This window comes from Streptomyces formicae (genome assembly GCF_002556545.1).
Lineage (GTDB): Bacteria > Actinomycetota > Actinomycetes > Streptomycetales > Streptomycetaceae > Streptomyces > Streptomyces formicae_A.
The window spans coordinates 3,448,292-3,471,825 of sequence record NZ_CP022685.1 but is presented as its reverse complement, the minus strand read 5'-3'; the positions used below and the strand labels follow the sequence as shown (position 1 = coordinate 3,471,825).

The window sequence follows — 23,534 nt, the reverse complement described above, 5'->3', positions numbered from 1 at the left end:
CGGCGGTGCGCGGCGGGGCGGCGGATCTGGGCGCGGCGGTCCGCGCGGGGCTCAGCCCTTGACCGCACCCTGCATGATCCCGCCCACGATCTGCTTGCCGAACAGGACGAACGCGATGAGCAGCGGCAGCGTCCCGAGCAGCGCGCCCGCCATGATCACGGACTGATCGGGGATGTTCCCGCGGCCGAGCCCGGCGAGCGCCACCTGCACGGTCGGCGAGCCCTCCTGGGTCAGGGCGATGATCGGCCAGAAGAAGTCGTTCCACGCCATGACGAAGGTGAGCATGGCGAGCACCGCCATCGCGGGGCGCGCGGCGGGAAAGACCACGTGCCAGATCACCCGCAGGCTGCTCGCACCGTCCACCCGGGCGGCCTCGATCAGCTCGGTGGGCAGCGCCTCCTTGAGGTACTGCCGCATGAAGAACACCCCGAAGGCGCTGACGAGGGTGGGCAGGACGACGGACTGCAGCTGATCGGTCCAGCCCAGCTTCGCCACCACCATGAACAGCGGGACGACGCTGAGCTGGGGCGGCACCATCATCGTGCCGATCACCAGGAGCAGCAGGAACCCCCGGAATCGGAAACGGAGTTTGGCGAAGGCGAAGCCCGCGAGGGTGGAGAAGAGCACGGTGCCGACGGTGATGGTGCCCGCCACCACCAGGGTGTTGAGCAGGGCCGTGCCCATGTTGGCGTCGGTCCAGGCGATCTCCAGGTTCTTGAAGAGGTTGCCGCCGAACCAGAAGGGAGGAGGGGTCTCGGCGAGCCGGGTGTTGTTGCGGGACGCCGCGATCGCCGTCCACACCAGCGGGAAGAGCGAGCCGATGGTGAAGAGGATCAGCACCGCGTAGGTCACCTTGCCGCCGTGCAGCTGGCGTCCGGCGCCTCGCTTGCGCGGCCTGGCGGAACCGGTGGACCCGGTGGACCTGGTGGGCAGGGTGGTCGTCACGTCATCCCCTCACGCGTTCTTGCGGATCCGGCGGCTGACGGCCCAGTTGACGAGGCCGATCAGCACGAGAATCAGGAACATCGTCCAGGCGATCGCCGAGGACCTGCCGAGGTGCTGGTTGAACCAGCCCTGCTCGTAGAGGTAGAGGCCCAGGGTCTGGAACTGGTGGTCGGAGCCCCCGGTGGGGCTCGCGCCCTGGCTGAACAGCAGGGGCTCGCCGAAGAGTTGGGTCGCCCCGATCGTCGACACGACACAGGTGAAGAGGATCGTCGGCCGCAGCGAGGGGATGGTGACGTGCCGGAACTGCTGCCAGCGGCTCGCGCCGTCCAGGGCGGCCGACTCGTACAGATCGTGCGGGATGGCCTGCATCGCGGCGAGGTAGATCAGCGCGTTGTAGCCGGTCCACCGCCAGATCACGATGGAGGAGACGGCGAACTGCGCGGTCCAGTCCCCGTTCTGCCAGTCGACCGCGTCGATCCCGACGAGCCCGAGCCCCCAGTTGATCATCCCGTGGTCGGTGCGGCTGAACATCAGGACGAAGACCAGCGTCGCCGCGGCCACGGAGGTGGCGTACGGGGTGAGGATCGCGACCCGGAAGAACATCGAGCCGCGCAGGCGGTAGTTGAGGAGGTGGGCCAGGCCGAGCGCCATCAGGAGCTGCGGCACGGTGGAGAGGAGCCCGATGGTGAAGGTGTTGCGCAGCGCGTTCCAGAAGAACTCGTCGTCGAGCAGCCGGGAGAAGTTGCGCAGCCCCACCCACTCCATGTCGGTGGGGGCGCCGAGCTCCACGCGGTGCAGCGAGGCCCACCCCGTGTACAGCAGCGGGAAGAGCCCGAAGGCGAGGAAGAAGAGGAAGAAGGGGGCGATGAAGGCGTAGGGACTCCACTTGACGTCCCAGCGGTAGCGGCGGCTGCGCCGGGCCCTGCGGCGCTCGTCGGCGGAGCGTTCGGCGGCCCCGTCGCGGGGGGCCGCGCCCTCCTCCTGGGAGGGCGCGGCGGTTCGGGCGTCGCTCGTCATCCCGGTCACTGGTCCAAGGCGTTGTCGATCGTCTTCACGGCCTTGTCCCAGGCCTCGTCGGGAGCGGTTCCCTTCTGGTCGACGCCGAGCATCCCGGTGTCGGCCAGGTACTGGGAGATGATTCCGTCCTTGGGGCCGATCGGCTGGACCGGCACGCCCTCGGCGGCCTTGGAGAAGATCTTGCCCACGGGCGCGCCGCCGAAGTAGGGGTTCTTGGCGTCCTTGACCTCGGGCAGGGCGTACGCGGCGTCGGCGCTCGGGAAGCTGGCGCGCTCGTCGAAGAGCTTGGCGAGCTGCTCGGGCTCGGTCAGCCAGGCGGCGAGCTTGGTCGCCTCCTCCTTGTTCTTGCCCGCCTCGGGCACGGTCAGGAAGGAGCCGCCCCAGTTGCCGGGCTTCGGTGCGGCGGCGACGTCCCACTTGTCCTTGCCCTTGTCGCCCGCCTTGTCCTTGATGTAGCCGAGCATCCAGGGCGGGCAGGTGAGCGTGGCGAACGAACCGTTGGAGATCGCCTGGTCCCAACTGGGCTGGAACTGCTGGAGCTTGGCGCTCAGGCCCGCCTCGGCGAACTGGGCGGCGATGTCCCAGCCCTCCTTGACCGTGGGGCTGTCCTTGTAGATCAGCTCCCCGTTCTTGTCGTAGAACTTCTCCTTGCCCGAGGCGTGCACGGCGGCCATCACACCGGTCGCCCCGTCCACGAAGGACGTGCCGTCGGGGGCCTTCTTCTGGTAGCGCTTGCCCACCGCGAGGTACTTCTGCCAGTCACCGGCCCACAGCTTGCCGACCTCCTCGCGGTCGGTGGGCAGACCCGCCTTCTCGAAGAGGTCCTTGCGATAGCAGATGCCGGTCGGCCCGATGTCGGTGCCGAGCCCGATCGTCTTTCCGCCCTTGCTGGTGCCCTGCCGCCACTTCCAGTCCAGGAAGTCGTTCTTGTCGACGCCGTCGGCCTTGCCGAGGTCGACCAGCTTGTCCGCGTGCGAGGTGGTCAGTTCGGCGATGTTGCCGACCTCGACGGCCTGGATGTCGGAGAGGCCGCTGCCGCTGCTGAGGTGGGTGAGCAGCGCGGGCCAGTAGTTCTCGTTGCGCTGGACGGAGTTCTGCTTGATGGAGATGTCCGGGTGGAGCTTCTCGTACTCCTTGTAGAGACCGGCCTCCTGCAGACCGAAGGCCCCGAAGACGCCGATGGTCAGGGTGGTCTTCCCCTTGCCGCCACCTCCGCCGCCGCCCGAGGAGGCGCCCGAATCCTCCTTGTCCTCGGCGCAGCCGGCCAGCAGGCCCCCGGCCAGGGCGGTGGCGGCCGCGAGGACCGTCACCTTGCGGTACGTGCGAGTCCTGTAGCGCATTGCGTCCTCCTCGTGCCCTGAACGTGCCGACCGCCCTCGGTCAACTGGGGTGTTGGGACTGGGAGTTGGGGAAATCAACTCGGGCGGGGAACGTGCGGGTCGTGTAAGAGCCAGGTACGGTGGGAGCGCTCCCATGTGTGATGTCTTGAAGAGTCGCGGCTCGCCGCGGGGGTGTCAAGGCGGCGGACGCCAAGAGTTGTAGGCATCCGGATCCGGTCCCGCGGGCACCGGGAGCCCGGCCGCGCGGCGGGTGCACGGCGGGTGCACGGCGGGTGCGCGGGGGCCGATCGTGTGACCTGCTGTTGACCTGCTGTTAGATTCGCGTCGTTTCGCGTCGTCGGGAGGCAGAGATGGGGACTCGTCAGCCCAGGGGGCGGAGCGGGGGGCGTCCCACGCTCGAGGAGGTGGCGGCCCGCGCGGGAGTGGGCCGGGGCACCGTGTCCCGGGTGATCAACGGTTCGCCCCGGGTGAGCGAGCGCACCCGCGCCGCCGTCGAGGAGGCGGTGGCCGAGCTCGGCTATGTCCCGAACACGGCGGCACGGGCCCTTGCCGCCAACCGTACGGACTCGATCGCGGTCGTCGTCCCCGAGCCGGAGTCGCGCTTCTTCGCGGAGCCGTACTTCTCGGACATCATCCACGGCGTGGGCGCGGCCCTCGCCGACACCGACATGCAGCTCCTGCTGACCTTCGCGGGCGGCGACCGGGAACGCAGGCGGCTCGCCCAGTACCTGGCGGCGCACCGCGTGGACGGCGTCCTGCTCGTCTCGGTACACGCCGACGACCCGCTGCCCGACCTCCTGGAGCAGCTGGACATCCCCGCGGTGATCAGCGGCCGCAGATCGGCGGACGAGACCCTGGCCTCGGTCGACTCCGACAACTTCGCGGGGGCCAGGGCGGCCGTCGACCACCTCGTCGCCCGCGGCCGCCGCACCATAGCGACGATCACCGGACGCCTCGACGTCTACGGAGCCCAGCGCCGCCTCGACGGCTACCGCGACGCCCTGACGGAGGCGGGCCACCCGGTCGACGAGGCGTTGATCGCCCAGGGCGACTTCACCGAGGAGGGCGGCCGCCGCGCGATGACCGAGCTCCTGACACGGTCCCCCGCCCTGGACGCGGTCTTCGCGGGCTCGGACGTGATGGCGGCGGGCGCCCGCCAGGTCCTGCGCACGGCGGGCCGCCGCATACCCGACGACGTGGCCCTGGTCGGCTTCGACGACTCGGCGATCGCCCGCCACATGGACCCGCCCCTCACGAGCGTGCGCCAGCCCATCGCGGAAATGGGCCGCACGATGACGGACGTCCTCCTGTCAGAAATCGCCGACGACCGCCCACCCGCCACCCGCCGCCTCTACCGCCCGCAGATCGTCCTGCCCACGGAACTGGTGGAGCGCGCCTCGTCCTGACTGCCCGGAGGGAGCAAAGGGAGGGGTGTGCAGGACGGGCGCGATATGCGAGTTATGTGAGATGGCGCCGGGCCTGCTAGTTGTTGACCCGTGAATACGGCGTACAGCTCTCGCAATTGGTGGACAGAGATCGTCATCGGGACCCTGGTCACCCTGGTCTGCGCCGCGGTGGTGGTCGTGGCGGCAGCCTGGGCGGTGGCGGACCGGGGCGGTTCGGTGAACGTCCTCGGCGGTCTGGTGCCGGGGCTCGCCGCAGGCACGTGGTCGGCTCGCCGCTATCGACGCCGCCACACATCCTGAGAACGCGGCTGCCGTTCACCCGGGAGTGAGTGCTCGCGCAAAGTTTCGGGGGGGGAGCCGGGGATCTCTCCGGCTCGTTCGCCAGGGCCACCGCAGCTGATCGGATCAGCCGCGTCGGCTACTATCCCCCGGACTTTCGCCGGGAACGGGCCAGATGGTGCGGGTGACCCGCCTGTGCCCCTCGGCGATGGGGTCATGCACGTACTGCCCGAAAGTGCCCTGGACGCAACATCGAGAAGCTCCAGGTCAGGCACTGAACATGCGCTGCGGTCTGCCGAGTACGGCGGTCAGGCCACGGGAGGGAGAGCCGTGTCCGGTAGCGATCTCACGGTCGACTATGAGTTCCTGAACGATTGCGAACGTCAACTCAGCAACCTGCGCACGACGTTCAAGAACATCGAGAACCGTCGTGACGACATGGAGAAGCACTGGGGCGCCGGGAACATCGCGGACGCCATGAGTGACTTCGTCGACAACTGGGACGACTACCGCACCAGGCTTGTCGAGGGACTGGAATCGACGGGCAAGCTCGTCGCGGAGACGAGGAAGTCATTCGAGTCCCTGGACCACAAGCTCGCCGAACAGGGCAAGGGCAAGCACCGAGGCAAGGGCAGGTGAGCACCGCCGCGTCGAAGCGCCGCCCCGTCGACTGGGAGCCGCTGTGCGAGACCGACCCCGTACCCGGAGACCCGGAGGAGGTCCGGGCAGAGGTCCGGCACATGGTCTCGGTCGCAGAGAAGCTGCGTAAGCAGGCACGGAACCTCAAGGCGATCTCCGACGAGGACAGGCTCAAGGGGAAGTACGTCCAACGCCTGCGCGAAGACTCCGGGACTCTGGAGAAGCACCTGCGGGAGGTGGCGTCCCGATACGAGCGGGTCCACGGACACCTCACCCAGTGGGCGAACAAGCTGGAGGACCACCAGGGCGACGCCGACCGGATCCTGCGCGAGGCCAAGGAGAAGCAGGCGGAGGTCGAGCGGGAGAAGGCCAAGGAAGCAGAGAAGGGTGACGATCCGCTACAGCCGTACAGGACCCGGCTGGGCACTGTCACCGGGGACCGCGACAGCGACTCCAACCACTGCGCTGGCAAAATCAACGATGAGCTCGACGACGTCATCGAGGACTCGTGGTGGGACGACGTCAAGGGCTGGGCCCATGACAACGCGGACCTGATCAAGGCCTTCATCGATGTTCTCGGCTGGGTGGCGACGGCGGCAGGGTTCCTGGCGCTGGCCATCCCCGGCCTCAACCTGCTCGTCCTGGGGATCGCGGCACTCGCGATCGGACTCAGACTCCTCCTGGTGGCATCCGGCGATGCCACCTGGACGGACGTCATCTTCGACGTCGTGGGAGGGCTGCTCGTCGTGGGTGGCCTGGGAGCCGCCGCGAAGCTCGCCAGCGGGGCCAAGGCCACCGTGGGAGCTGCTCAGGCTGCCCGGACCGCGGGCTTGAGCAGAGGGCTCCGCGGCATCAAGAGCGCTATGGACGGCATGGGGCGGACGATGACCAGACTGCCCGAGGGGCAGGGCCGGCAGGCCATCGGGGCGGCCCGGAACGCCATGCGCAGGTCCGTCTCCCAGAACGTCGGCCTCGTCACCAAGGGGCCGCTCAGGGTAAGCCCGCTGTCGACCGTTGTGCATCTCGGCGACAAGGAGATGGCGGGCATGGCGAAGATGCTGCAGGCGAACAAGGCCGCCTTCCCGGAGGCCGCGGGGGCTGCCGCGGACAAGGCGTACAAGTCCTACCAGGCGGGCCTCGGCGTCGCCTGGACCGGTATGGGGATGGACGTCACGGACAAGGCGCTGGGCAAGAGCGACCTGACAAGCTTGACCGCCGAGAAGCTCGGAACCGCCGAGAAGCCGTACAACACGGCGTACTCGGACGGGAAGGACAACACCCTGAAGCCTGCTCCCGACACCCGCTGGTAGCGATACGGATTCCTGGAGCGACGTATCCCGCCGACCCGTCCGCACCGCACCTTGAGGATCGATCATGGACCTGTACTCGGCACAACGCATCGCCGAGGCCGAAGCCGCCCGCACCGGACTTGGCACCGGCCCCAACCGGCGGCTCCGGCTCACCCTGATCATCGGAATGCCCCTGTTCCTACCGGTATTGGGGATCATGATCCTGGTGCCGAAGTCCTGGGCGAACGACGTGCTTTACGTCTACGAGGCAGGGATCATCGGCTGCCTCTTGCACTACGTCTGGGTCTTCGTGAGGTACCCCCGGTACGCGGGCCGCCCGCCGTACCTCACCCGGGACCTCGCCATGGGCGGCGGCTTCTTCCTGCCCTCGCTGTTCTTCGGTTTCTGGCCGGGCATGATCGCCGCCCCGGCGTGGGCACTGTTCGTCGGCGTCGCCTATGCCGTGGAAGAGACGCGGGAGCACCGTGGCCACCGCTGAGCACCGCCGGGTTCCCACCGGCTTCAACCTGGTGCCGCCGCCCGGCTGGGACGCGATTCCGCTGTATACGGGGACCGGCGAGGCGATGGACCGCATCGTCCGCAAGGCCGTCGAGCAGTTGCCGGTCGGCTTTCCCAAGGACGACGTTCCGAAGGCCCGGCTGAAGCTCGTTCAAGAGATGAAGAAGGTCGTCCGTCGTGCCCGGTCCAAGGGAGGGGTGACCCTCTACCTCCCCACCGAACGTCTCCACGGTGTCGCGCTGCCCGTTTCGATCGTGGCCTCCGAACCGGTCGAGATTCCGAGGATCAGGCCCGACCGCGGCCCGGAAGCGGTCCTGCTCGCCCTCGCCGCCGAGACCCCCGGAGCCGAGATGCGGGAACTCGACGACACCGCGGCGCTGCGCTCGGAGCGGGACGTCCCCGCCGATGCCGCCCAGGGCATCGACGTCGCTCACCGCCAGGTCGAGTACTTCGTGCCGATCCCGGACAGCGCCCCCGACCGGTACCTCACCTTCTCCTTCAGCGCTCTGATCGCGCCCGGCTCCGACCCCGCCTTCTACGACACCCTCGTGGAGCTGTTCGACGCCGTCATGAGCACCTTCCGTTGGAGCCGTGCCTGAACGCTTCCCCGCTGCCGCCCCCGACGAAAGAGACCGCTCATGCCTGAAGGCACTCTGTGGAGCACTGACCTCGGCGCCCCGCTCCACATCGACACGGATGCCCACCCCGACCTCTGGGGTTATCTGCACCTCCAGATCGACAAGCGGACCTTCAAGGAATGGCTGGGGCTGCACCTGACCGGCCTGGCCGCCATCCACAACATCGAGCTCACCCGGAAGCTCCGCCGGTTCCACAAGGACTTCTACGAGCAGACGCTGGTGACGCTCAGGGACACAGTCCAGGCCGACGAGGCGTTCGTCTACCACCCCGTTCCGCTGACCAGCATGCCCCTGGTCGTGCACGCCACGCGCCTCCACTGCGAGGCTCCTGACGCGGCCTCCTGCGAAGGGACCGCCGCGCTCACCGTGCCGCACCCGGACATCCCCGCATGGCAGCAGCGAACCGGAAGCATCACGTTCGCCTCGCCGCACCTCGGTGAGGACGGGGTCCGCGTCACCCGTTCCTACCCTGCGGACAGCACCGTCATGATGACCTCGGTGACGTACCACTGGCACACCCCGCCCGGCGTCCCCGACGTCTGCCTCCGCGGACACCACGACGATCCTGAGGTGATCGCCGCGGCCCTGGAGCCCCTGGACGACTTCGCGCGGACGCTCCGACTGCCCGGGGCGGCTCGGTAGCCGCCACACGAAGAAGACCCGGCCCGCTTGCGCGGACCGGGCCTTCGCCGATCAGGGTGAGTGACGGGACTTGAACCCGCGGCCACCTGGACCACAACCAGGTGCTCTACCAACTGAGCTACACCCACCATGTCCGGTCGTTTGTCGTTCTTCCGACCGGCCGAGAAAAAGTGTACAGGGTCCGAAGGGGTGCTCGCGCACACGTTTTCCGGACCCCGTACACAGGGGGGCCGCGGAGCTACTCCGCAGGCAGGACGTGCTTCGCCGCGATCGACTTCGCGGTGTCCGAGTCCGGTCCTGGCTGCGGGACGAAGATCGCCTCGCGGTAGTAGCGGAGCTCGGCGATGGATTCGCGGATGTCGGCGAGCGCGCGGTGGTTGCCGTTCTTGTCCGGGCTGTTGAAGTACGCCCTCGGGTACCAGCGCCGGGCCAGCTCCTTGACGGAGGAGACGTCGACGATCCGGTAGTGGAGGTACTCCTCGAGGGCCCGCATGTCACGGAGGAGGAAGCCGCGGTCGGTGCCGACCGAGTTTCCGCACAGCGGGGCCTTCCGCGGCTCCTTGACGTGCTCACGTACGTACGCCAGGACCTGCTCCTCGGCGTCGGCCAGCGTGGTTCCGCCGGCCAGCTCGTCGAGGAGACCCGAGGTGGTGTGCATGGTGCGCACCACCTCGGGCATGGTCTCCAGCGCCGCGTCCGGCGGGCGGATCACGATGTCCACCCCTTCGCCGAGCACGTTCAGTTCCGAGTCGGTGACCAGTGCGGCCACCTCGATAAGTGCGTCATCCGTCAGCGAGAGCCCGGTCATCTCGCAGTCGATCCACACCATGCGATCGTTCATGCGTCTTACCCTACGGCGCGCTCCTCTGCCCGGGCAGAGGCGGACGGCCTGGCGCGTACACGTCCGAGTGCGGTTTGCCGGGATCGGACGCGGGCACGGAGGCCGACGAAGGGCCGATCGCGCTCGCGGCCGCCGTACGCCGGGTCTGCGTCGGGACCGGGCCCGCCTCCAGGACGGGCACGGCCTGCGGCGTCACCGGCACGGGATCCAGCGCGCGCTCGCCCTGTGGCCTGCGGGCGCGGTAAGCGGCCCGGTAGGCGGCGGGCGAGGAGCCCAGCTGGCGCCGGAAGTGACCCCGCAGCGCCACCGGCGAGCGGAAGCCGCAGCGGCCCGCGACCTCGTCGACGGAGTAGTCGGAGGTCTCCAGGAGCCGCTGTGCCTGAAGCACCCGCTGGGTGATCAGCCACTGCAGCGGCGCGCTGCCGGTCAGCGAACGGAACCTGCGGTCGAACGTCCGCCTGCTCATGTACGCGCGCGCGGCCAGCGTCTCCACGTCGAACTGCTCGTGGAGGTGCTCGAGCGCCCAGGCGACGACCTCGGCCAGCGGGTCGGCGCCGATCTCCTCAGGTAAAGACCTGTCGAGATAGCGCTCCTGACCGCCGGCCCTGCGCGGCGGCACGACGAGCCTGCGGGCGAGCGCGCCCGCCGCCTCGTTGCCGTGATCCGTGCGCACGATGTGCAGACAGAGATCAATTCCGGCCGCGGTGCCCGCGCTCGTCAGCACGTCGCCGTCGTCCACGAAGAGCTCGCGCGGGTCCACATGGACCGACGGATAGCGCTTCGCGAGCGTCGGCGCGTACATCCAGTGCGTGGTCGCCGGGCGTCCGTCGAGGAGCCCCGCGGCGGCCAGGACGAACGCCCCGGTGCAGAGCCCGACGATGCGGGCGCCCTCCTCGTGCGCGCGGCGCAGCGCGTCCAGGGCCTCCGGCGGCGGAGGCGACGTGATCGACCGCCAGGCGGGCACCACCACGGTGCCCGCGCGGCCGATCGCCTCCAGGCCGTGAGGCGCGGTCAGTTCGAGACCGCCGGTGGTCCGCAGCGGCCCCTCCTCACCGGCGCACACCAGCAGCCGGTAGCGGGGGACGCCGGCGTCCTGCCGGTCGATGCCGAACACCGAGAGCGGTATGGAGCTCTCGAAGATGGGGCCACCGCTGAACAGCAGCACCGCTACGATCTCCCGGCGGCGGCGTCCGGAAAGCTTCCGGGCCGTGGTCTCCGGCGCGGCAGTGGAGTCGTGGCTCATGGTGCTAAACCCCCCTCGGGCGTCTCGGCTCCCTGTTCTTGACGTGCTTGTTGGGCCTGTCGCTCCTGCACGTTTCCCCTCGGTCCTCCACCAGTCCCCCGCCGTAATACAGTCAAGATCGAATCTACTGTGTCCCGTGCTACCGGGGTGACCAGTTCAGCACCCGGCAGATTGTCGACATGGCAACTTGGCGTGAAGCATTCGATCACGAAGCGTTGCACTCAAGGGCCGTGCTGGGAAGTGCGCCTCGTCGCCATGGCCGGTCCCCGCAGGGTGCGAGCGGCTTCAAGACACCTTTCAGCCCTGCTCGGACGGGGGTTGAGGGCCCGTTCGGCCAAGGAATGCGTGCCTGTAGGAAGTTGGCTGAAAAGCTACGGGAGCGTGCGTGCGAATCGGTCAGTCGACCGGCGCACCATCGGCCCGGTGGCGGGTGCCCCTGTGCGCCCCCTGGGCCGTCCTGCCGTGCCGTCCGCGGTGCCCCGCGTTCTGTTCTGCAAGCAGTCGCGCGGCGCCCCTCTCGGACTGGCGCAGGAGCACCCGGCAGACCCCGGTGACGGCCACCAGGCCGAGCGCCGCGCCCGCGGCGCCTGCCAGCGATGTCCCGTACCCCACGAGGACGACGGGAACCAGGACGCAGCTGAACGCGGCCCAGCGGACCACGTCGCTCGCCGAGTCCTGTGCCGAGGCGTCCTCCGGCGCCTGGGCGCGGGGTGCGGGCACGCGCGAGGGACGGCGCTCGTGCGCCCCCTCGGGCGGGCGCCGGTGGCTGTGCGTCGGGGCGTGTCCCCCTTGCTCGGGTGAAGGAGTGAGCGTGGGGGAGGGTGGGGACGCGGTCGAGGGTCCAGGCACGGCGTGCTCCCTGTGGCGGTGGCGTACGGAGGTTCAACGCGCGGTCGCTCGGCCGGTCACTGCCGTGCCGCCGGATGCGCGCGGCAGGCCGTCGCGGGGCCGGGGACCGCCCGGGTCACGGGTCGTGCGGCAGAAGGGCCCGGACGGGTGCGCAAACCGCCTGTACGGGGCAGCAACCATTGCCATACGGGCGAGGCTCATGCATGCTCCGGTGAACGCCGGAGGCCCCTGCGCGGCCCGGCCGAAGACGCCCGTACGGGGGTCTTCGCAGGCTCTGGGCAGGAGAGGAGTGTCGCCGTACCCTTGGGGGTATGGGGTTGGGAAGATGATTCCCGGACGACCTTCCAGGTCCCTAAGCCTTCGTACGACCCGTACAAGCCGACCCTCCCACAGAGGACTCCTTCGCCGAGACACCGATGGCCGGTCACGAATTCTCCGAACCCGCGGACCGCAAGCGGCAGGTCGCAGATCCCACAGCGACCCCCCTGGCGGCGGAAGAAACACGTCACTCCTGCGATCCCGCATTCCGACACGGCGTCGTCGTCGGCTTCGACGGCTCGACGTCCAGTGAGCGGGCGCTCTCGTACGCGATCGGCATGGCCCACCGTTCGGGCTCGGGCCTGATCATCGTGCACGTCGCCAACCGACTGCCCACCACGGTGTGGGCGGGCTGCGAGCCACCGGTCTTCGTCGATGTGCCGGACCACCGCACCGAGGTGCTCGGGCTCGAACTGGCCTGTGCGGACTACCTGTCCGAGGTGCCCTGGATCCTGGTCGAGCGCGGCGGCGACATCTGCCACGAGCTGGAGGAGGTCGGCCGCGAGTACAGCGCGGACGCGATCGTCGTCGGCTCCACGCACGGCATCGTCGGCCGGATCTTCGGCTCCGTCGCGGGGCGGCTCGCGCGGCGGGCGCAGCGGCCCGTCATCGTCATTCCGTAACGGGCCCTCGTGGCAGGTCCGGTGGGGAAGTCGAGGCTTCAACTCCCTTTTCGGGGCGGCCCGGTGGGTGGTGGCACGAGTAGATAAATCTACTCGTGCGTAGAGGTGGTTTGCTCCCTTGTGAAGGGTACATAAAGGTCGCTGGCGCACCCCGGGAGCGGAGTGCGGGACCGGCATCGCGCGGCACCACCGCACCACCGCACCACCGCACAGGAAGGGAGCCCGCCGTGGACAACGACGTCTCCGCGGGAAGCACCACCTCGACTCTCGGCCAGCTCGCCCTGGGGCTCACGCTGTTGGCCTTCGGCCTCGGTCACACCGAAGTGATCGACGGCGTCACGGCGGCGGACGCCGTCTCCCTCGCCACCTTCGTCGGCGGCATCGCCCTGTTCGTCGCCGGGCTCTTCGCGTTCCGCGACAAGGACGCGGCCACGGGCACGGCCTTCACCGCGCTCGGCGCGCTCTGGTTCACCTGGGGCACCGCGGCCGACACACCGGTCTCGGCGAACGCGGCGGGCCTCTTCCTGCTGCTCTTCGCCCTCGTCGCGCTCAGCCTGACACTCGGGGCCGCGCACGCGGGAGCGCTCACGCGCGGGACGTACGGGCTGCTCTTCGTGGCGCTCGTGCTGCTCGCCGTCGCGCGGTTCGGTGACAGCGCGGGCCTGGGCAAGGCGGGCGGCTGGTGCGCCGCGGCGGGCGGACTGCTCGCCTGGTACGGGGCGACCGCCGCCCTGGCCCACTGGCCCACGGCCCTTCCGGGGCGGCCTGCGGGCCGGGGAGTGACGGCCACCGGCTGAGGCGGGCTCGGGCCGGGGTAATGGGCGACCCCGGCCCTCTGGGGGGCGGGTCCCATGTGCTGGTGGCACGCATGGGGCCCGCCCCGTTTCGTCGTTCCCCGCGGGGCCGTGGGGGCTGGTCGCGCAGTTGTTCCCCGCGCCCCTGACGGGGCGCCCCTGATCGGGGTGTCTCTACTCCACCGTCACCGACTTCGCCAGGTTCCGCGGCTTGTCGATGTCCCGGCCGAGCGCCAACGCCGTGTGGTAGGCGAGGAGTTGGAGCGGGATGCCCATCAGGATCGGGTCCAGCTCGTTCTCGTTCTTGGGGACGACGATCGTCTGGTCGGCCTTCTCCTGCTCCTGGTGCGCGACCGCGAGGATCTTGCCGCTGCGGGCCTTGATCTCCTCCAGGGCGGCGCGGTTCTTCTCCAGGAGGTCGTCGTTCGGGACGATCGCGACCGTCGGGAGCGCGGGCTCGATGAGGGCGAGCGGGCCGTGCTTGAGCTCGGAGGCGGGGTAGGCCTCGGCGTGGATGTACGAGACCTCCTTGAGCTTGAGGGACGCCTCGCGGGCGACGGGGTAGCCGCGTACGCGCCCGATGAAGAGCATCGAGCGGGCGTCCGCGTACTGCTTGGCGATCTTCTTGATCTCGTCCTCCTGCTTGAGGACCTCCGAGATCTGGCCCGGCAGCTTGCGCAGGCCCTCGATGATCCGCTTGCCGTCGGAGACCGACAGGTCACGGATGCGGCCCAGGTGCAGGGCGAGCAGGCCGAAGGCGACCGTGGTGTTGGTGAAGCACTTGGTGGAGACGACGCAGACCTCAGGGCCCGCGTGGACGTACACGCCCGCGTCGGCCTCGCGGGCGATCGCCGAGCCGACCACGTTCACCACGCCGAGGACGCGGGCGCCCTTGCGCTTGAGCTCCTGGACCGCGGCGAGCACGTCGTAGGTCTCGCCGGACTGGGAGACCGCGATGTAGAGGGTGTCGGGGTCCACCACCGGGTTGCGGTAGCGGAACTCGGAGGCGGGCTCCGCGTCGGCGGGGATGCGGGCCAGCTCCTCGATCATCTGGGCGCCGATCATGCCCGCGTGGTACGAGGTGCCGCAGCCGAGGATCTTGACGCGGCGCACCTTGCGGGCGTCGTGCGCGTCGAGGTTGAGGCCGCCGAGGTGCACGGTGGAGAAGCGGTCGTCGATGCGGCCGCGCAGGACGCGGTCGACCGCGTCGGGCTGCTCGAAGATCTCCTTGTGCATGTACGTGTCGTGGCCGCCCATGTCGTACGACTCGGCCTCCCACTCCACGGTGGTCGGCGAGGCCGTCGTGCGGGAGCCCTCGGTGGTGTACGTGCGGTAGTCGTCGGCCTTGATGGTGGCCATCTCGCCGTCGTCGAGGGTGACGACCTGGCGGGTGTGGGAGACGAGCGCGGCGACGTCCGAGGCGACGAACATCTCCTTCTCGCCGATGCCGAGGACGACGGGGGAGCCGTTGCGGGCGACGACGATGCGGTCGTTGAAGTCGGCGTGCAGGACGGCGATGCCGTAGGTGCCCTCGATGTGGCGCAGGGCCTCGCGCACCTTCTCTTCGAGGGTGTTGGCCTGCGAGCGGGCGACGAGGTGGGTGAGGACCTCGGTGTCCGTCTCGGAGAGGAACTCGACGCCGTCGGCGGTCAGCTTGGCGCGCAGCTCGGAGGCGTTGTCGATGATGCCGTTGTGGACGACCGCGACCTTGCCGTCCTGCGACAGGTGGGGGTGCGCGTTCTCGTCGGAGGGGGCGCCGTGGGTGGCCCAGCGGGTGTGGGCGATGCCGGTGGTGCCCTTGAAGCGGGCGGGGACCTTGGCCTCCAGGTCGCGGACGCGGCCCTTGGCCTTGACGGTCTTCAGGCCCGTCGCCTTGGGGCTGGTGACGGCGATGCCCGCCGAGTCGTAGCCGCGGTACTCCAGGCGCTGGAGTCCTTCGAGGAGCAGCGGGGCGACGTCACGCTTGCCGATGTATCCGACGATTCCACACATAGAGGGTCCTAGTCGTAGGAGGGCGGCCCAGATCTAGCCGTAGACGATGCGGCGCAGCTGTCTGAGCGTGAGCTCGGGCGGCGCGACCGCGCGGTATTCGAGATCCGCCGAGATCTGCTGGAAGATCGCCGCGTTCAGCAGGCCCTGACCCTGCAGTTCGCGGTGGCGGCGACGGACGAACTCTTCGGTCGTCTCGTCGAAGTAGGCGAGCACGTCCTGGATGACCCGCAGCGCTTCGCCCCGCTGGAGCGGGGTGCTGCGGGTGAGGTGGTCCACCAGGTCGTCGTGCATTCGATGATCCTGGGGTATCGCATGCCCTTTCGCAAGAATCCTGCCCGGAATCGGGCAGGCTCGTGTCGGACGGGGCCGGAAAGCGCCGCGGAAGGCGCTCACATGCGCTTCAGGACCGCCTGCTTCGCCGTACTGAACTCCTCGTCCGTGAGGATCCCCGCCCGATGCAGCTCACCGAGCTCCCGCAGCCGCCGCAGGAGCGCGTCGTGGTCATCGCCGGAGACCTCGGCGGGTGCGGGCGTCCGGGCCGCGACCGGCTCCACCGCGGGAGGAGTCGCCCCCGAGGGGTGCGGGAGGCGGGCCGTCACCGCGGCGGCGACCAGTGCCATCAGCGGGTCCTTCTTGAAGCCCCACAGCTCGACCGCGTTCGGGTCGTACTTCGGCGGGGCCTTGGTCGGCGCGTTCCTGACGGTGAAGCGGAGGTGGCCGTTCTCCAGGCCGCCCGCGGGCTGCCAGTCCACCGCGGCGATGTCGTCGAGGGCGATCGAGCGGGTGCCCGCCGCGGACTTGGCGTCCTCCGTCTTCCAGTTCCACTCCAGGCGCACGCGCTCCCCGTCGAAGCTCGCCGTGCCGTCGCCCGCCGAGATCGACAGGGGTACGGAGGGGCCAGCGAGGACGTAGGCGGAGCAGGCGGTCGAGGGGACCTGTTCGATCAGGAGGGCGTTGCGCACCTCGTCGACCAGATACTCCGCGACGCCGTACCGGTCCGCCTCCACGATCAGTTGATACGGGTCCGCGGAGTCCGTGAGCTTGCCGCCCGTGGCATGGAGCAGCGGGTCCGAGCCGTCGCGCAGGCGCAGCCTCAACCGGCCCGACTTCTTGCCCTGCTCGAAGGCGATGCCCGCCAACGCGCCCAAGGGGACGGTCAGTTCCCCCAGTGTCTTGCGCAGCAAGGACACGCTCTTGTCGTGCCCCGGCACCAGGCGCAGCGTCTCTCCGTCGAAGGTCCAGGTCCCGTCACGCTGGATGATTTCCGCCATGCATGGATTCTCGCACCGACCCCTTGGAGAAAAGGTCTACACCCTTGACCCCTAGTAGTGCCCGGGTTACCAATGGGGACCGTTCGATTGCGATGAACCACAGTTGCGCACCACAGACGCGCGCCGCACTCGTGCCCCGTCGCGGCGCCCGCCCGTCGAAGGGAACCGCTTGTGAGATCGCACAGAAGGACGACCCGCGTACTCGGCTCGCTGCTGCTCGTGGCGGCCGCAGGAATCTCCTCGTTCGCCGCGGCACCCTCGGGGGCCGCCGCGAGCCCCACGGTCACCCCACTCGGCCAGATCGTGCCCGCGCCCCTGAAGGCCGAGCCCGCCGGGCCCGGCTTCGAGATCACCGCCAAGACCCGGATCCGCGTCGAGAAGGGCAACGCGGCGGAGCGCAGGGCCGGTGAGTACCTCGCGGACGTGCTGCGCCCGGCCACCGGCTACAAGCTGCCCGTCACCGACAGCGGCGGCAGCGACGGCATCCGCCTGCGCATCAGCGCGGAGCCCGCGAACAAGGCCCTCGGCGCCGAGGGCTACCGGGTCATCTCCGCGCGCGGCTCGCTCACCATCACCTCCTGGTCGGACGCCGGGCTCTTCCACGGCATCCAGACGGTGCGCCAGCAACTGCCCGCGGCCCTGGAGAAGAAGACCAGGCAGCGCGGCCCGTGGCGGATCGCGGGCGGCACCATCGAGGACACCCCGCGCTACGGCTACCGAGGCACCATGCTCGACGTCTCGCGGCACTTCTTCACCGTCGACCAGGTCAAGCGCTACATCGACCAGGCGGCGCTCTACAAGCTGAACAAGCTGCACCTGCACCTCAGCGACGACCAGGGCTGGCGCATCGCCATCGACTCCTGGCCGCGCCTCGCGTCGTACGGCGGCTCCACGCAGGTCGGCGGCGGCAAGGGCGGCTACTACACGAAGGCGCAGTACAAGGAGATCGTCGCGTACGCCGCGTCGCGCCATCTGGAGGTCATCCCCGAGATCGACATGCCGGGGCACACCAACGCGGCCCTCTCCTCGTACGCCGATCTGAACTGCAACGGCGTCGCGCCGCCGCTCTACACCGGTACCGAGGTCGGGTTCAGCTCGCTGTGCGTCAAGAAGGACGTCACGTACGACTTCGTGGACGACGTCATCCGCGAGCTGGCCGCGCTCACGCCCGGCGAGTACCTCCACATCGGCGGCGACGAGGCGCACTCCACCAGCCACGAGGACTTCGTGGCGTTCATGGAGAAGGTGCAGCCGGTGGTCGCCAAGTACGGCAAGAAGGTCATGGGTTGGCACCAGCTGGCAGGGGCCAACCCCGTCAAGGGCGCCGTCGTGCAGTACTGGGGCTACGACAAGACCGGGGCCGCCGAGCGCGAGGAGGTCGTGAACGCGGCGAAGAACGGCACCAAGCTGGTCCTCTCGCCCGCCGACCGCGCCTACATCGACCACAAGTACACCAAGGACACCCCGCTCGGCCTGTCCTGGGCGGGCTACGTCGAGGTCGAGCGGTCCTACGACTGGGACCCGGCGACCTACCTCCAGGGCGCGCCCGCCGACTCGGTCATGGGCGTGGAGGCGCCGCTGTGGACGGAGACCCTCTCGACCTCCGCGCACCTGGACTACATGGCGTTCCCGCGGCTTCCCGGGATCGCCGAGCTCGGCTGGTCGCCCGCGGCCACGCACGACTGGGAGAAGTACAAGGTGCGGCTCGCCGCGCAGGCGCCGCGCTGGGACGCGCTCGGCATCGGCTACTACAAGTCGCCGCAGGTGCCGTGGCCCGGCAAGTGAGCTGAGGACGGGCGCCCCGGAGGACCGTCTCCGGGGCGCCCGTCGGTCTCAGGCGATCGGGTTCTTCAGCGTCCCGATCAGTTGCAGCGCCCCAGAGGGGTCGGACAGGTCGACCATCTGCTCGTTGTTGCGCAGCTGGAGCCGGTTGAGGCAGGACAGCGAGAACTCCGGGGCGAACATGTCGTACTGCTTGAACTTGTCCGCCAGTTGGGGCGTCGCCTCCTGGTAGGTGGTCACGCACTCCGCGACCGCCCGCCAGAACGTGTCCTCGTCGACCAGGCCCTCGGAGACGAGGTTCGCCGCGAGGAAGCGGAAGAAGCAGTCGAAGACGTCCGTGAAGATCGACAGGAGCTTCTTGTCCTCGGGGACCTCCACGCGGATCCGCTCGACCACCGGCGGCAGGACCGCGTCCGGGTCCATCACCGCGATCTCCTCGGCGATGTCCTTGAAGATCGCGCGCTGGACGACGCCGTCCTTCAGGACCAGGATCACGTTCTCGCCGTGCGGCATGAAGACCAGGTCGTACGCGTAGAAGCTGTGCAGCAGCGGGGTGAGGTACGCGTGCAGGTAGCGGCGCAGCCACTCCGTCGGGGTCAGGCCGGAGCGTTCGATCAGGGCGCCCGCGAAGGTGCCGCCGTCCCGGTCGACGTGCAGCAGCGAGGCCATCGTGGCGAGCTGCTCGCCCTCGCCGACGGAGGTCACCGGGCTCTCGCGCCACAGGGCGGCGAGCATCTTGCGGTAGGGGGAGTAGCGGTCGGTGGCGGCCTCGTACTCCAGGTGCCGGTAGCCGACCGCGGCGCGCTCGCGGATGATCGTCAGGCCGGTGTCGCGCAGCGTCTCGTCGTTCTCGATGAGAGCGGCGAGCCAGTCGTTGATCGCCGGGGTCGCCTCCATGTACGCCGCCGAGAGGCCGCGCATGAAGCCCATGTTGATGACGGAGAGGGCCGTCTTCACGTAGTGCTTGGCGGGCGACGTGGAGTTGAAGAAGGTGCGGATCGACTGCTGCGCGAGGTACTCGTCGTCGCCCTCGCCGAGGCAGACGAGGTGACGCTGGGCGACCTCGGCGGCGAACGTCACCGACAGCTTGTTCCACCACTGCCAGGGGTGGGCCGGGATCAGCAGGTACTCGGCGGGATCCAGGCCCTGGTCGCGCAGGATCCGATCGAAGCGGTCCAGGGTCTGTTCGCCCAGCTCGGCGCGGAGGAAGGACTCGTAGTCGATGCCCGCGCCCGCCGTGAACGCCGCGCGGTCCTTGCGGGCCGCCAGCCACACCAGGCGCACCGGGCTCGCGGTCTCGGGGGCGTACGAGAGGTACTCGTGCACGCCGAAACCGAGCCGGCCGTTGTTGGCGACGAAACAGGGGTGGCCCTCGGTCATGCCCGTCTCGATCTCCTGGAAGCCGGAGCGGGAGAGCTCGGCGGCCGGGATCGCGGGCTTGGTGAGTTTGTAGCAGGTGCCCGAGAGCGTGGAGGAGATCTCCTCCAGGTAGACCGGCAGGATGGCGTCGCTCAGGCCGAGCGCGCCGCGCAGCTCGGTGAAGAACTCCAGTGCGTTGAGCGGGAGTTCGCCGCCGTCGCGGTGGCGGGTGATCGACGCCGCGTCGATCTGCCAGTGGTCCAGGCGCAGGACCTCGGCGGTGAACCGGTAGCGGGTGAGGGCGTCGTCGCTGCGGACGGCGTAGGCGCCGTCGCCCAGTGGCTCGGGCGTGAGCAGCCGTTCGTGGGCGAATTCGGCGAGTGCCTTGCGGATGAGCAGGCGGTTGGCCGTGGCCCAGCGCTCCGGGGACAGGTGTGCCACGGTGTCGGACAGGGTCATATCGCCAGTTCCCTTTCGCGTACGGCTGCTTCGAACTGCTCGCGGGTGCAGAAGCTCAGCAGGGCTTCCTTCTCCGGCTTCTGGATGACGGTCTCGGGCCGGAACCCGACGGCTTCGTTGAGGGCGTGCACGGCCGTGTTGCGTACGTCGGGCTCGACCACGACCCGCTCGGTCGCCGGGTCGGCGAAGAGCTCGCGCATCACCGCGGTGATCACGCCGCGCGTGAAGCCGGGGATGCGGACGTCGGAGGGCGCGGTGAGGAAGTGCATGCCGACGTCACCGGGCAACGGCTCGTACAGGCCGACGAGTTCGACGTGCGCCGGGTCGTAGCGCTCCATCAGGAAGGCGGGGACGCCCTTGTGCAGGCCGAGGAACGCGTCGTGGTGCTCGGCGGCGGCGATCGACATGTACTCGCGCTCGACCTCGGGCAGCGTGGCCTCCTGCATCAGCCAGAAGGCGGCCTTGGGGTGGGTCACCCAGCCGTGCACGAGCTCGGCGTCGGTCAGGGCGTCGAGCGGCCGGAAGGTGAAGTCGCCTGCCGGGGCGGCGAGTTCGTTCGGGTCGGTCATATGAGGTTCCCCTCCGGAGCGGCGAACTCCTGGAACGCGATGGACTTCTCGACCGGGTAGGCCTCGCGGCCGAGCAGCTCGCCGACGATGTACGCGTTGCGGTACGCGCCCATGCCGAGGTCGGGGCTGGTGATCGAGTGGGTGTGCACCGAGGCGTTCTGCAGGAAGATGCCGTTCCCGGTGGTGTCGATGCTGTAGTTGCGGGCGACGTCGAAGCGACCCTGGCCGTCCCAGCGGATGCGGTCGTGGACCGGGGCGAGGAAGTCCGGGACGCGGTAGCGGTAGCCGGTGGCGAGGATCAGGCCCTGGGTGTCGAGCCGGAAGTCCTTCTCCTGCTCCTCCTGGCGGAGCCCGAGCGTGTACGTGCGCGTCGCGCTGTCGTAACTGGCCTCGCTCAGCGCGGTGTTGGTGAGCAGCCGGGTCTGCACGGGCCCGGTGAGGTTCTTCTGGTAGAGCAGGTCGAAGATCGAGTCGATCAGCGCGCCGTCGATGCCCTTGAAGAGGCCCTTCTGCTGGGTCTCCAGGCGGTAGCGGGTCGGCTCGGGCAGCGCGTGGAAGTAGTCGATGTAGTCCGGAGAGGTCATCTCCAGCGTCAGTTTGGTGTATTCGAGCGGGAAGAAGCGCGGCGAGCGGGTGACCCAGTTGAGCCGGTAGCCGTGCACGTCGATCTCGGCGAGCAGGTCGTAGTAGATCTCGGCGGCGGACTGGCCGCTGCCCACCAGCGTGATCGAGTCCTTCTTCTGCAACTCCTGCTTGCTCTGCAGATAGCGGGAGTTGTGGATCGCGTCCCCGCCGAGCCCTTCGCACGCCTCGGGCAGGTGCGGCGGCGTGCCGGTGCCGAGGACGAGGCGGCGGGCGCGGAAGAACTCACCGGCCGTGGTGCGTACGACGTAGAGGTCGGTCTCGTCCTCGTACGACACCTCGGCGACCGTCGTGCCGAAGCGGATCGAGGAGAGTTTCGCGGCGGCCCAGCGGCAGTAGTCGTTGTACTCGGTGCGCAGCGGGTAGAAGTTCTCGCGGATGTAGAACGAGTACAACCGCCCCGATTCCTTCAGGTAGTTGAGGAACGAGTACGGGGACGTGGGGTCGGCGAGGGTGACCAGGTCCGACATGAACGGGGTCTGGAGGTGGGCGCCCTCCAGGAACATCCCGGAGTGCCACTCGAAGTCCGGCTTGGACTCCAGGAAGAGCCCGGTCAGCTCGTCGAGCGGCTCGGTCAGGCAGGCCAGGCCCAGGTTGAACGGGCCGAGGCCGATCCCGATGAAGTCGAGGGGCTCAGGAAGCGCGGTCAAGGGAGTCTCCCAGGTACTGCTCGGCGTGTCCTGCGATCAGGTCGAGGACGGCGGTGATGTCGTCGGTGGTGGTCTCGGGGTTGAGCAGGGTGAACTTCAGGAACTGGCGCTCGCCCACCTTGGTGCCCGCCACCACCGCGTCGCCGGAGGCGAACAGGGCCTTGCGGGCGTAGAGGTTGGCGCGGTCGATGGCGGCCGGGTCGCAGATCGCCGAGGGGATGTAGCGGAAGACGAGCGTGGAGAGCTGCGGCTCCACCACGACGTCGTAGCGCGGGTCGGCGGCGAGCAGCCGCCAGCCCCGCGTGGCGAGGTCGCACACCTCGTCGAAGAGGTCGCCGATGCCGTCGGCGCCCATCACGCGCAGCGTCATCCACAGTTTCAGCGCGTCGAAGCGCCGGGTCGTCTGGAGGGACTTGTCGACCTGGTTGGGGATGCGCTCCTGCACCGCGCGGCGCGGGTTGAGGTACTCCGCGTGGTACGTCGCGTGGGACAGCGTGCCGCGGTCGCGCACCAGGACGGCCGATGAACTCACGGGCTGGAAGAAGGACTTGTGGTAGTCCACGGTCACCGAGTCGGCGTGCTCGATGCCGTCGAGCAGGTGCCGGTTCTTGCGCGAGGCGAGCAGGCCGCAGCCGTAGGCGGCGTCGACGTGCATCCAGGTGTCGTACTGCGCGCACAGTTCGGCGATCTCGGGCAGCGGGTCGATGGAGCCGAAGTCGGTGGTGCCCGCGGTGGCGACGACGGCCATGGGGGAGAGGTCGTCGCGGCGGCAGCGCTCCAGTTCGCGGGCGAGGGCCACAGTCTGCATGCGCTTGTCGTGGTCGGTGGGGATGACCACGACGGCTTCCTCGCCGAGGCCGAGCAGTCTGGCGGCCTTCTGGACGCTGAAGTGGCCGACCTCGGAGGCGAAGATCCGCATCCTGGTGGGGTCCTCGCCCTTGGCCTCCTCGCGGGCGAGCAGCAGCGCCTGGAGGTTGGACTGGGTGCCGCCGCTGGTGAAGACGCCGTCGGCGGCCGGGCCGAGGCCGATCCGCTCGGTGGTCCAGTCGATGACGCGGCGTTCGATGAGGGTGCCGCCCGCCGACTGGTCCCAGGTGTCCAGGGAGGAGTTGACGGCGGAGAGGACGGCTTCACCCAGGACGGCGGGGATGACGACCGGGCAGTTGAGGTGGGCGAGGTAGCGGGGGTGGTGGAAGTAGACGGCGTCGCGCAGATAGAGCTCTTCGAGTTCGTCGAGCGCGGCGACGGTGTCGTGCAGGGGTTCGTCCAGGTCGACGGCCGCGATGCGGGGCGCGAGGTCGTCGACGGATATCCCCGTGAACGGACGTGTGGTGGTGGCGAGTTGGGCCGCCACCCGCTCGACTCCTTCCGTCACGGAGCTGCGGTATCGCTCCGCGGTGGTGTCATTGAGCAGGTGCGAGCGCATGA

The 23,534-nt window shown here is 69.4% G+C and carries 23 protein-coding genes and 1 tRNA gene; 10 read left to right on the top strand and 14 right to left on the bottom strand.

What is annotated here, in order from left to right:
• Positions 1-51 precede the first annotated feature (51 nt).
• The 3 genes from KY5_RS14840 to KY5_RS14830 are packed head-to-tail and all read right to left on the bottom strand — an operon-like array spanning position 52 to position 3,302.
• Positions 52-933: a carbohydrate ABC transporter permease gene (locus KY5_RS14840; RefSeq protein ID WP_199843570.1), complete on the bottom strand. Its 882-nt coding sequence runs from the start codon at positions 931-933 to the stop codon at positions 52-54.
• A gap of 21 nt (positions 934-954) precedes the next feature.
• A complete protein-coding gene (locus tag KY5_RS14835; RefSeq protein WP_098242699.1) occupies positions 955-1,962 on the bottom strand; it encodes a carbohydrate ABC transporter permease in 1,008 nt (335 codons plus the stop codon).
• Between the two features lie 5 nt (positions 1,963-1,967).
• Entirely contained in the window at positions 1,968-3,302 is a 1,335-nt protein-coding gene (locus tag KY5_RS14830; RefSeq protein WP_098242698.1) for an ABC transporter substrate-binding protein, read from the bottom strand.
• A 350-nt stretch (positions 3,303-3,652) separates the two neighbouring features.
• Between KY5_RS14830 and KY5_RS14825 the strand changes: the two genes are divergently transcribed.
• From KY5_RS14825 to KY5_RS14800, 7 genes are all read left to right on the top strand, one after another.
• Positions 3,653-4,708 carry a LacI family DNA-binding transcriptional regulator gene (locus tag KY5_RS14825; protein ID WP_098242697.1) on the top strand — a complete coding sequence of 352 codons (1,056 nt, stop codon included), beginning with the start codon at positions 3,653-3,655 and terminating at the stop codon, positions 4,706-4,708.
• A 90-nt stretch (positions 4,709-4,798) separates the two neighbouring features.
• Complete coding sequence (locus tag KY5_RS41785; RefSeq protein WP_159072527.1) at positions 4,799-5,008, top strand: hypothetical protein; 210 nt, start codon at positions 4,799-4,801, stop codon at positions 5,006-5,008.
• Positions 5,009-5,317: 309 nt separating this feature from the next.
• Positions 5,318-5,626: a hypothetical protein gene (locus KY5_RS14820; RefSeq protein WP_098242696.1), complete on the top strand. Its 309-nt coding sequence runs from the start codon at positions 5,318-5,320 to the stop codon at positions 5,624-5,626.
• Positions 5,623-6,936 carry a hypothetical protein gene (locus KY5_RS14815; protein WP_234362731.1) on the top strand — a complete coding sequence of 438 codons (1,314 nt, stop codon included), beginning with the start codon at positions 5,623-5,625 and terminating at the stop codon, positions 6,934-6,936. The genes KY5_RS14820 and KY5_RS14815 overlap by 4 nt, the downstream gene beginning before the upstream one ends.
• Positions 6,937-7,000: 64 nt before the next feature.
• Positions 7,001-7,414: a hypothetical protein gene (locus tag KY5_RS14810; RefSeq protein ID WP_098242695.1), complete on the top strand. Its 414-nt coding sequence runs from the start codon at positions 7,001-7,003 to the stop codon at positions 7,412-7,414.
• The gene (locus KY5_RS14805; protein ID WP_098242694.1) at positions 7,401-8,033 is read left to right on the top strand and encodes a hypothetical protein; all 633 of its coding nucleotides are present in this window, start codon (positions 7,401-7,403) and stop codon (positions 8,031-8,033) included. The genes KY5_RS14810 and KY5_RS14805 overlap by 14 nt, the downstream gene beginning before the upstream one ends.
• A gap of 39 nt (positions 8,034-8,072) precedes the next feature.
• A complete protein-coding gene (locus KY5_RS14800) occupies positions 8,073-8,714 on the top strand; it encodes a hypothetical protein (RefSeq protein WP_098242693.1) in 642 nt (213 codons plus the stop codon).
• Between the two features lie 55 nt (positions 8,715-8,769).
• Here KY5_RS14800 and KY5_RS14795 read toward each other — a convergent pair.
• The 4 genes from KY5_RS14795 to KY5_RS14780 form a co-directional block, all read right to left on the bottom strand.
• Positions 8,770-8,842, bottom strand: a tRNA-His gene (locus KY5_RS14795).
• A 110-nt stretch (positions 8,843-8,952) separates the two neighbouring features.
• A complete protein-coding gene (gene orn / locus KY5_RS14790; protein WP_098242692.1) occupies positions 8,953-9,555 on the bottom strand; it encodes an oligoribonuclease in 603 nt (200 codons plus the stop codon).
• 10 nt (positions 9,556-9,565) lie between these two features.
• On the bottom strand, positions 9,566-10,798 hold the full coding sequence (locus tag KY5_RS14785; protein WP_098242691.1) for a GlxA family transcriptional regulator: 1,233 nt from the start codon (positions 10,796-10,798) through the stop codon (positions 9,566-9,568).
• Positions 10,799-11,194: 396 nt separating this feature from the next.
• Positions 11,195-11,647 (bottom strand): hypothetical protein, encoded by a 453-nt coding sequence (locus tag KY5_RS14780; RefSeq protein WP_418952779.1) that lies wholly within the window; start codon positions 11,645-11,647, stop codon positions 11,195-11,197.
• 416 nt (positions 11,648-12,063) lie between these two features.
• On the opposite strand from KY5_RS14780, the gene KY5_RS14775 reads away from it, so the two are divergent.
• Complete coding sequence (locus tag KY5_RS14775; protein ID WP_055551855.1) at positions 12,064-12,588, top strand: universal stress protein; 525 nt, start codon at positions 12,064-12,066, stop codon at positions 12,586-12,588.
• 227 nt (positions 12,589-12,815) lie between these two features.
• Positions 12,816-13,385, top strand: coding sequence for a GPR1/FUN34/YaaH family transporter (locus KY5_RS14770; RefSeq protein WP_098242689.1), 570 nt, complete (start codon positions 12,816-12,818; stop codon positions 13,383-13,385).
• 171 nt (positions 13,386-13,556) lie between these two features.
• On the opposite strand, the gene glmS is transcribed toward KY5_RS14770, so the two are convergent.
• The 3 genes from glmS to KY5_RS14755 all read right to left on the bottom strand — a co-directional run bounded on the left by glmS (position 13,557) and on the right by KY5_RS14755 (position 16,645).
• The gene (glmS, locus tag KY5_RS14765) at positions 13,557-15,374 is read right to left on the bottom strand and encodes a glutamine--fructose-6-phosphate transaminase (isomerizing) (protein ID WP_098242688.1); all 1,818 of its coding nucleotides are present in this window, start codon (positions 15,372-15,374) and stop codon (positions 13,557-13,559) included.
• A 33-nt stretch (positions 15,375-15,407) separates the two neighbouring features.
• Positions 15,408-15,665 (bottom strand): hypothetical protein, encoded by a 258-nt coding sequence (locus KY5_RS14760; protein WP_098242687.1) that lies wholly within the window; start codon positions 15,663-15,665, stop codon positions 15,408-15,410.
• Positions 15,666-15,763: 98 nt separating this feature from the next.
• Positions 15,764-16,645 carry a DUF4429 domain-containing protein gene (locus KY5_RS14755; RefSeq protein ID WP_098242686.1) on the bottom strand — a complete coding sequence of 294 codons (882 nt, stop codon included), beginning with the start codon at positions 16,643-16,645 and terminating at the stop codon, positions 15,764-15,766.
• Between the two features lie 171 nt (positions 16,646-16,816).
• Between KY5_RS14755 and KY5_RS14750 the strand changes: the two genes are divergently transcribed.
• Positions 16,817-18,430, top strand: coding sequence for a beta-N-acetylhexosaminidase (locus KY5_RS14750; protein ID WP_098242685.1), 1,614 nt, complete (start codon positions 16,817-16,819; stop codon positions 18,428-18,430).
• 48 nt (positions 18,431-18,478) lie between these two features.
• Here the strand turns inward: KY5_RS14750 and KY5_RS14745 are convergent, their stop codons facing one another.
• Genes KY5_RS14745 through desA form a run of 4 tightly spaced genes read right to left on the bottom strand, consistent with a single transcriptional unit; the run spans position 18,479 to position 23,532 of the window.
• Complete coding sequence (locus tag KY5_RS14745; RefSeq protein ID WP_098242684.1) at positions 18,479-20,245, bottom strand: IucA/IucC family protein; 1,767 nt, start codon at positions 20,243-20,245, stop codon at positions 18,479-18,481.
• Complete coding sequence (locus KY5_RS14740; protein WP_098242683.1) at positions 20,242-20,814, bottom strand: GNAT family N-acetyltransferase; 573 nt, start codon at positions 20,812-20,814, stop codon at positions 20,242-20,244. Before KY5_RS14740 ends, KY5_RS14745 begins: the two co-directional genes overlap by 4 nt.
• The gene (locus KY5_RS14735) at positions 20,811-22,106 is read right to left on the bottom strand and encodes a lysine N(6)-hydroxylase/L-ornithine N(5)-oxygenase family protein (RefSeq protein ID WP_098242682.1); all 1,296 of its coding nucleotides are present in this window, start codon (positions 22,104-22,106) and stop codon (positions 20,811-20,813) included. The genes KY5_RS14740 and KY5_RS14735 overlap by 4 nt, the downstream gene beginning before the upstream one ends.
• Positions 22,090-23,532 (bottom strand): lysine decarboxylase DesA, encoded by a 1,443-nt coding sequence (desA, locus tag KY5_RS14730; protein ID WP_098242681.1) that lies wholly within the window; start codon positions 23,530-23,532, stop codon positions 22,090-22,092. Before desA ends, KY5_RS14735 begins: the two co-directional genes overlap by 17 nt.
• Between the last annotated feature and the right edge of the window lie 2 nt (positions 23,533-23,534).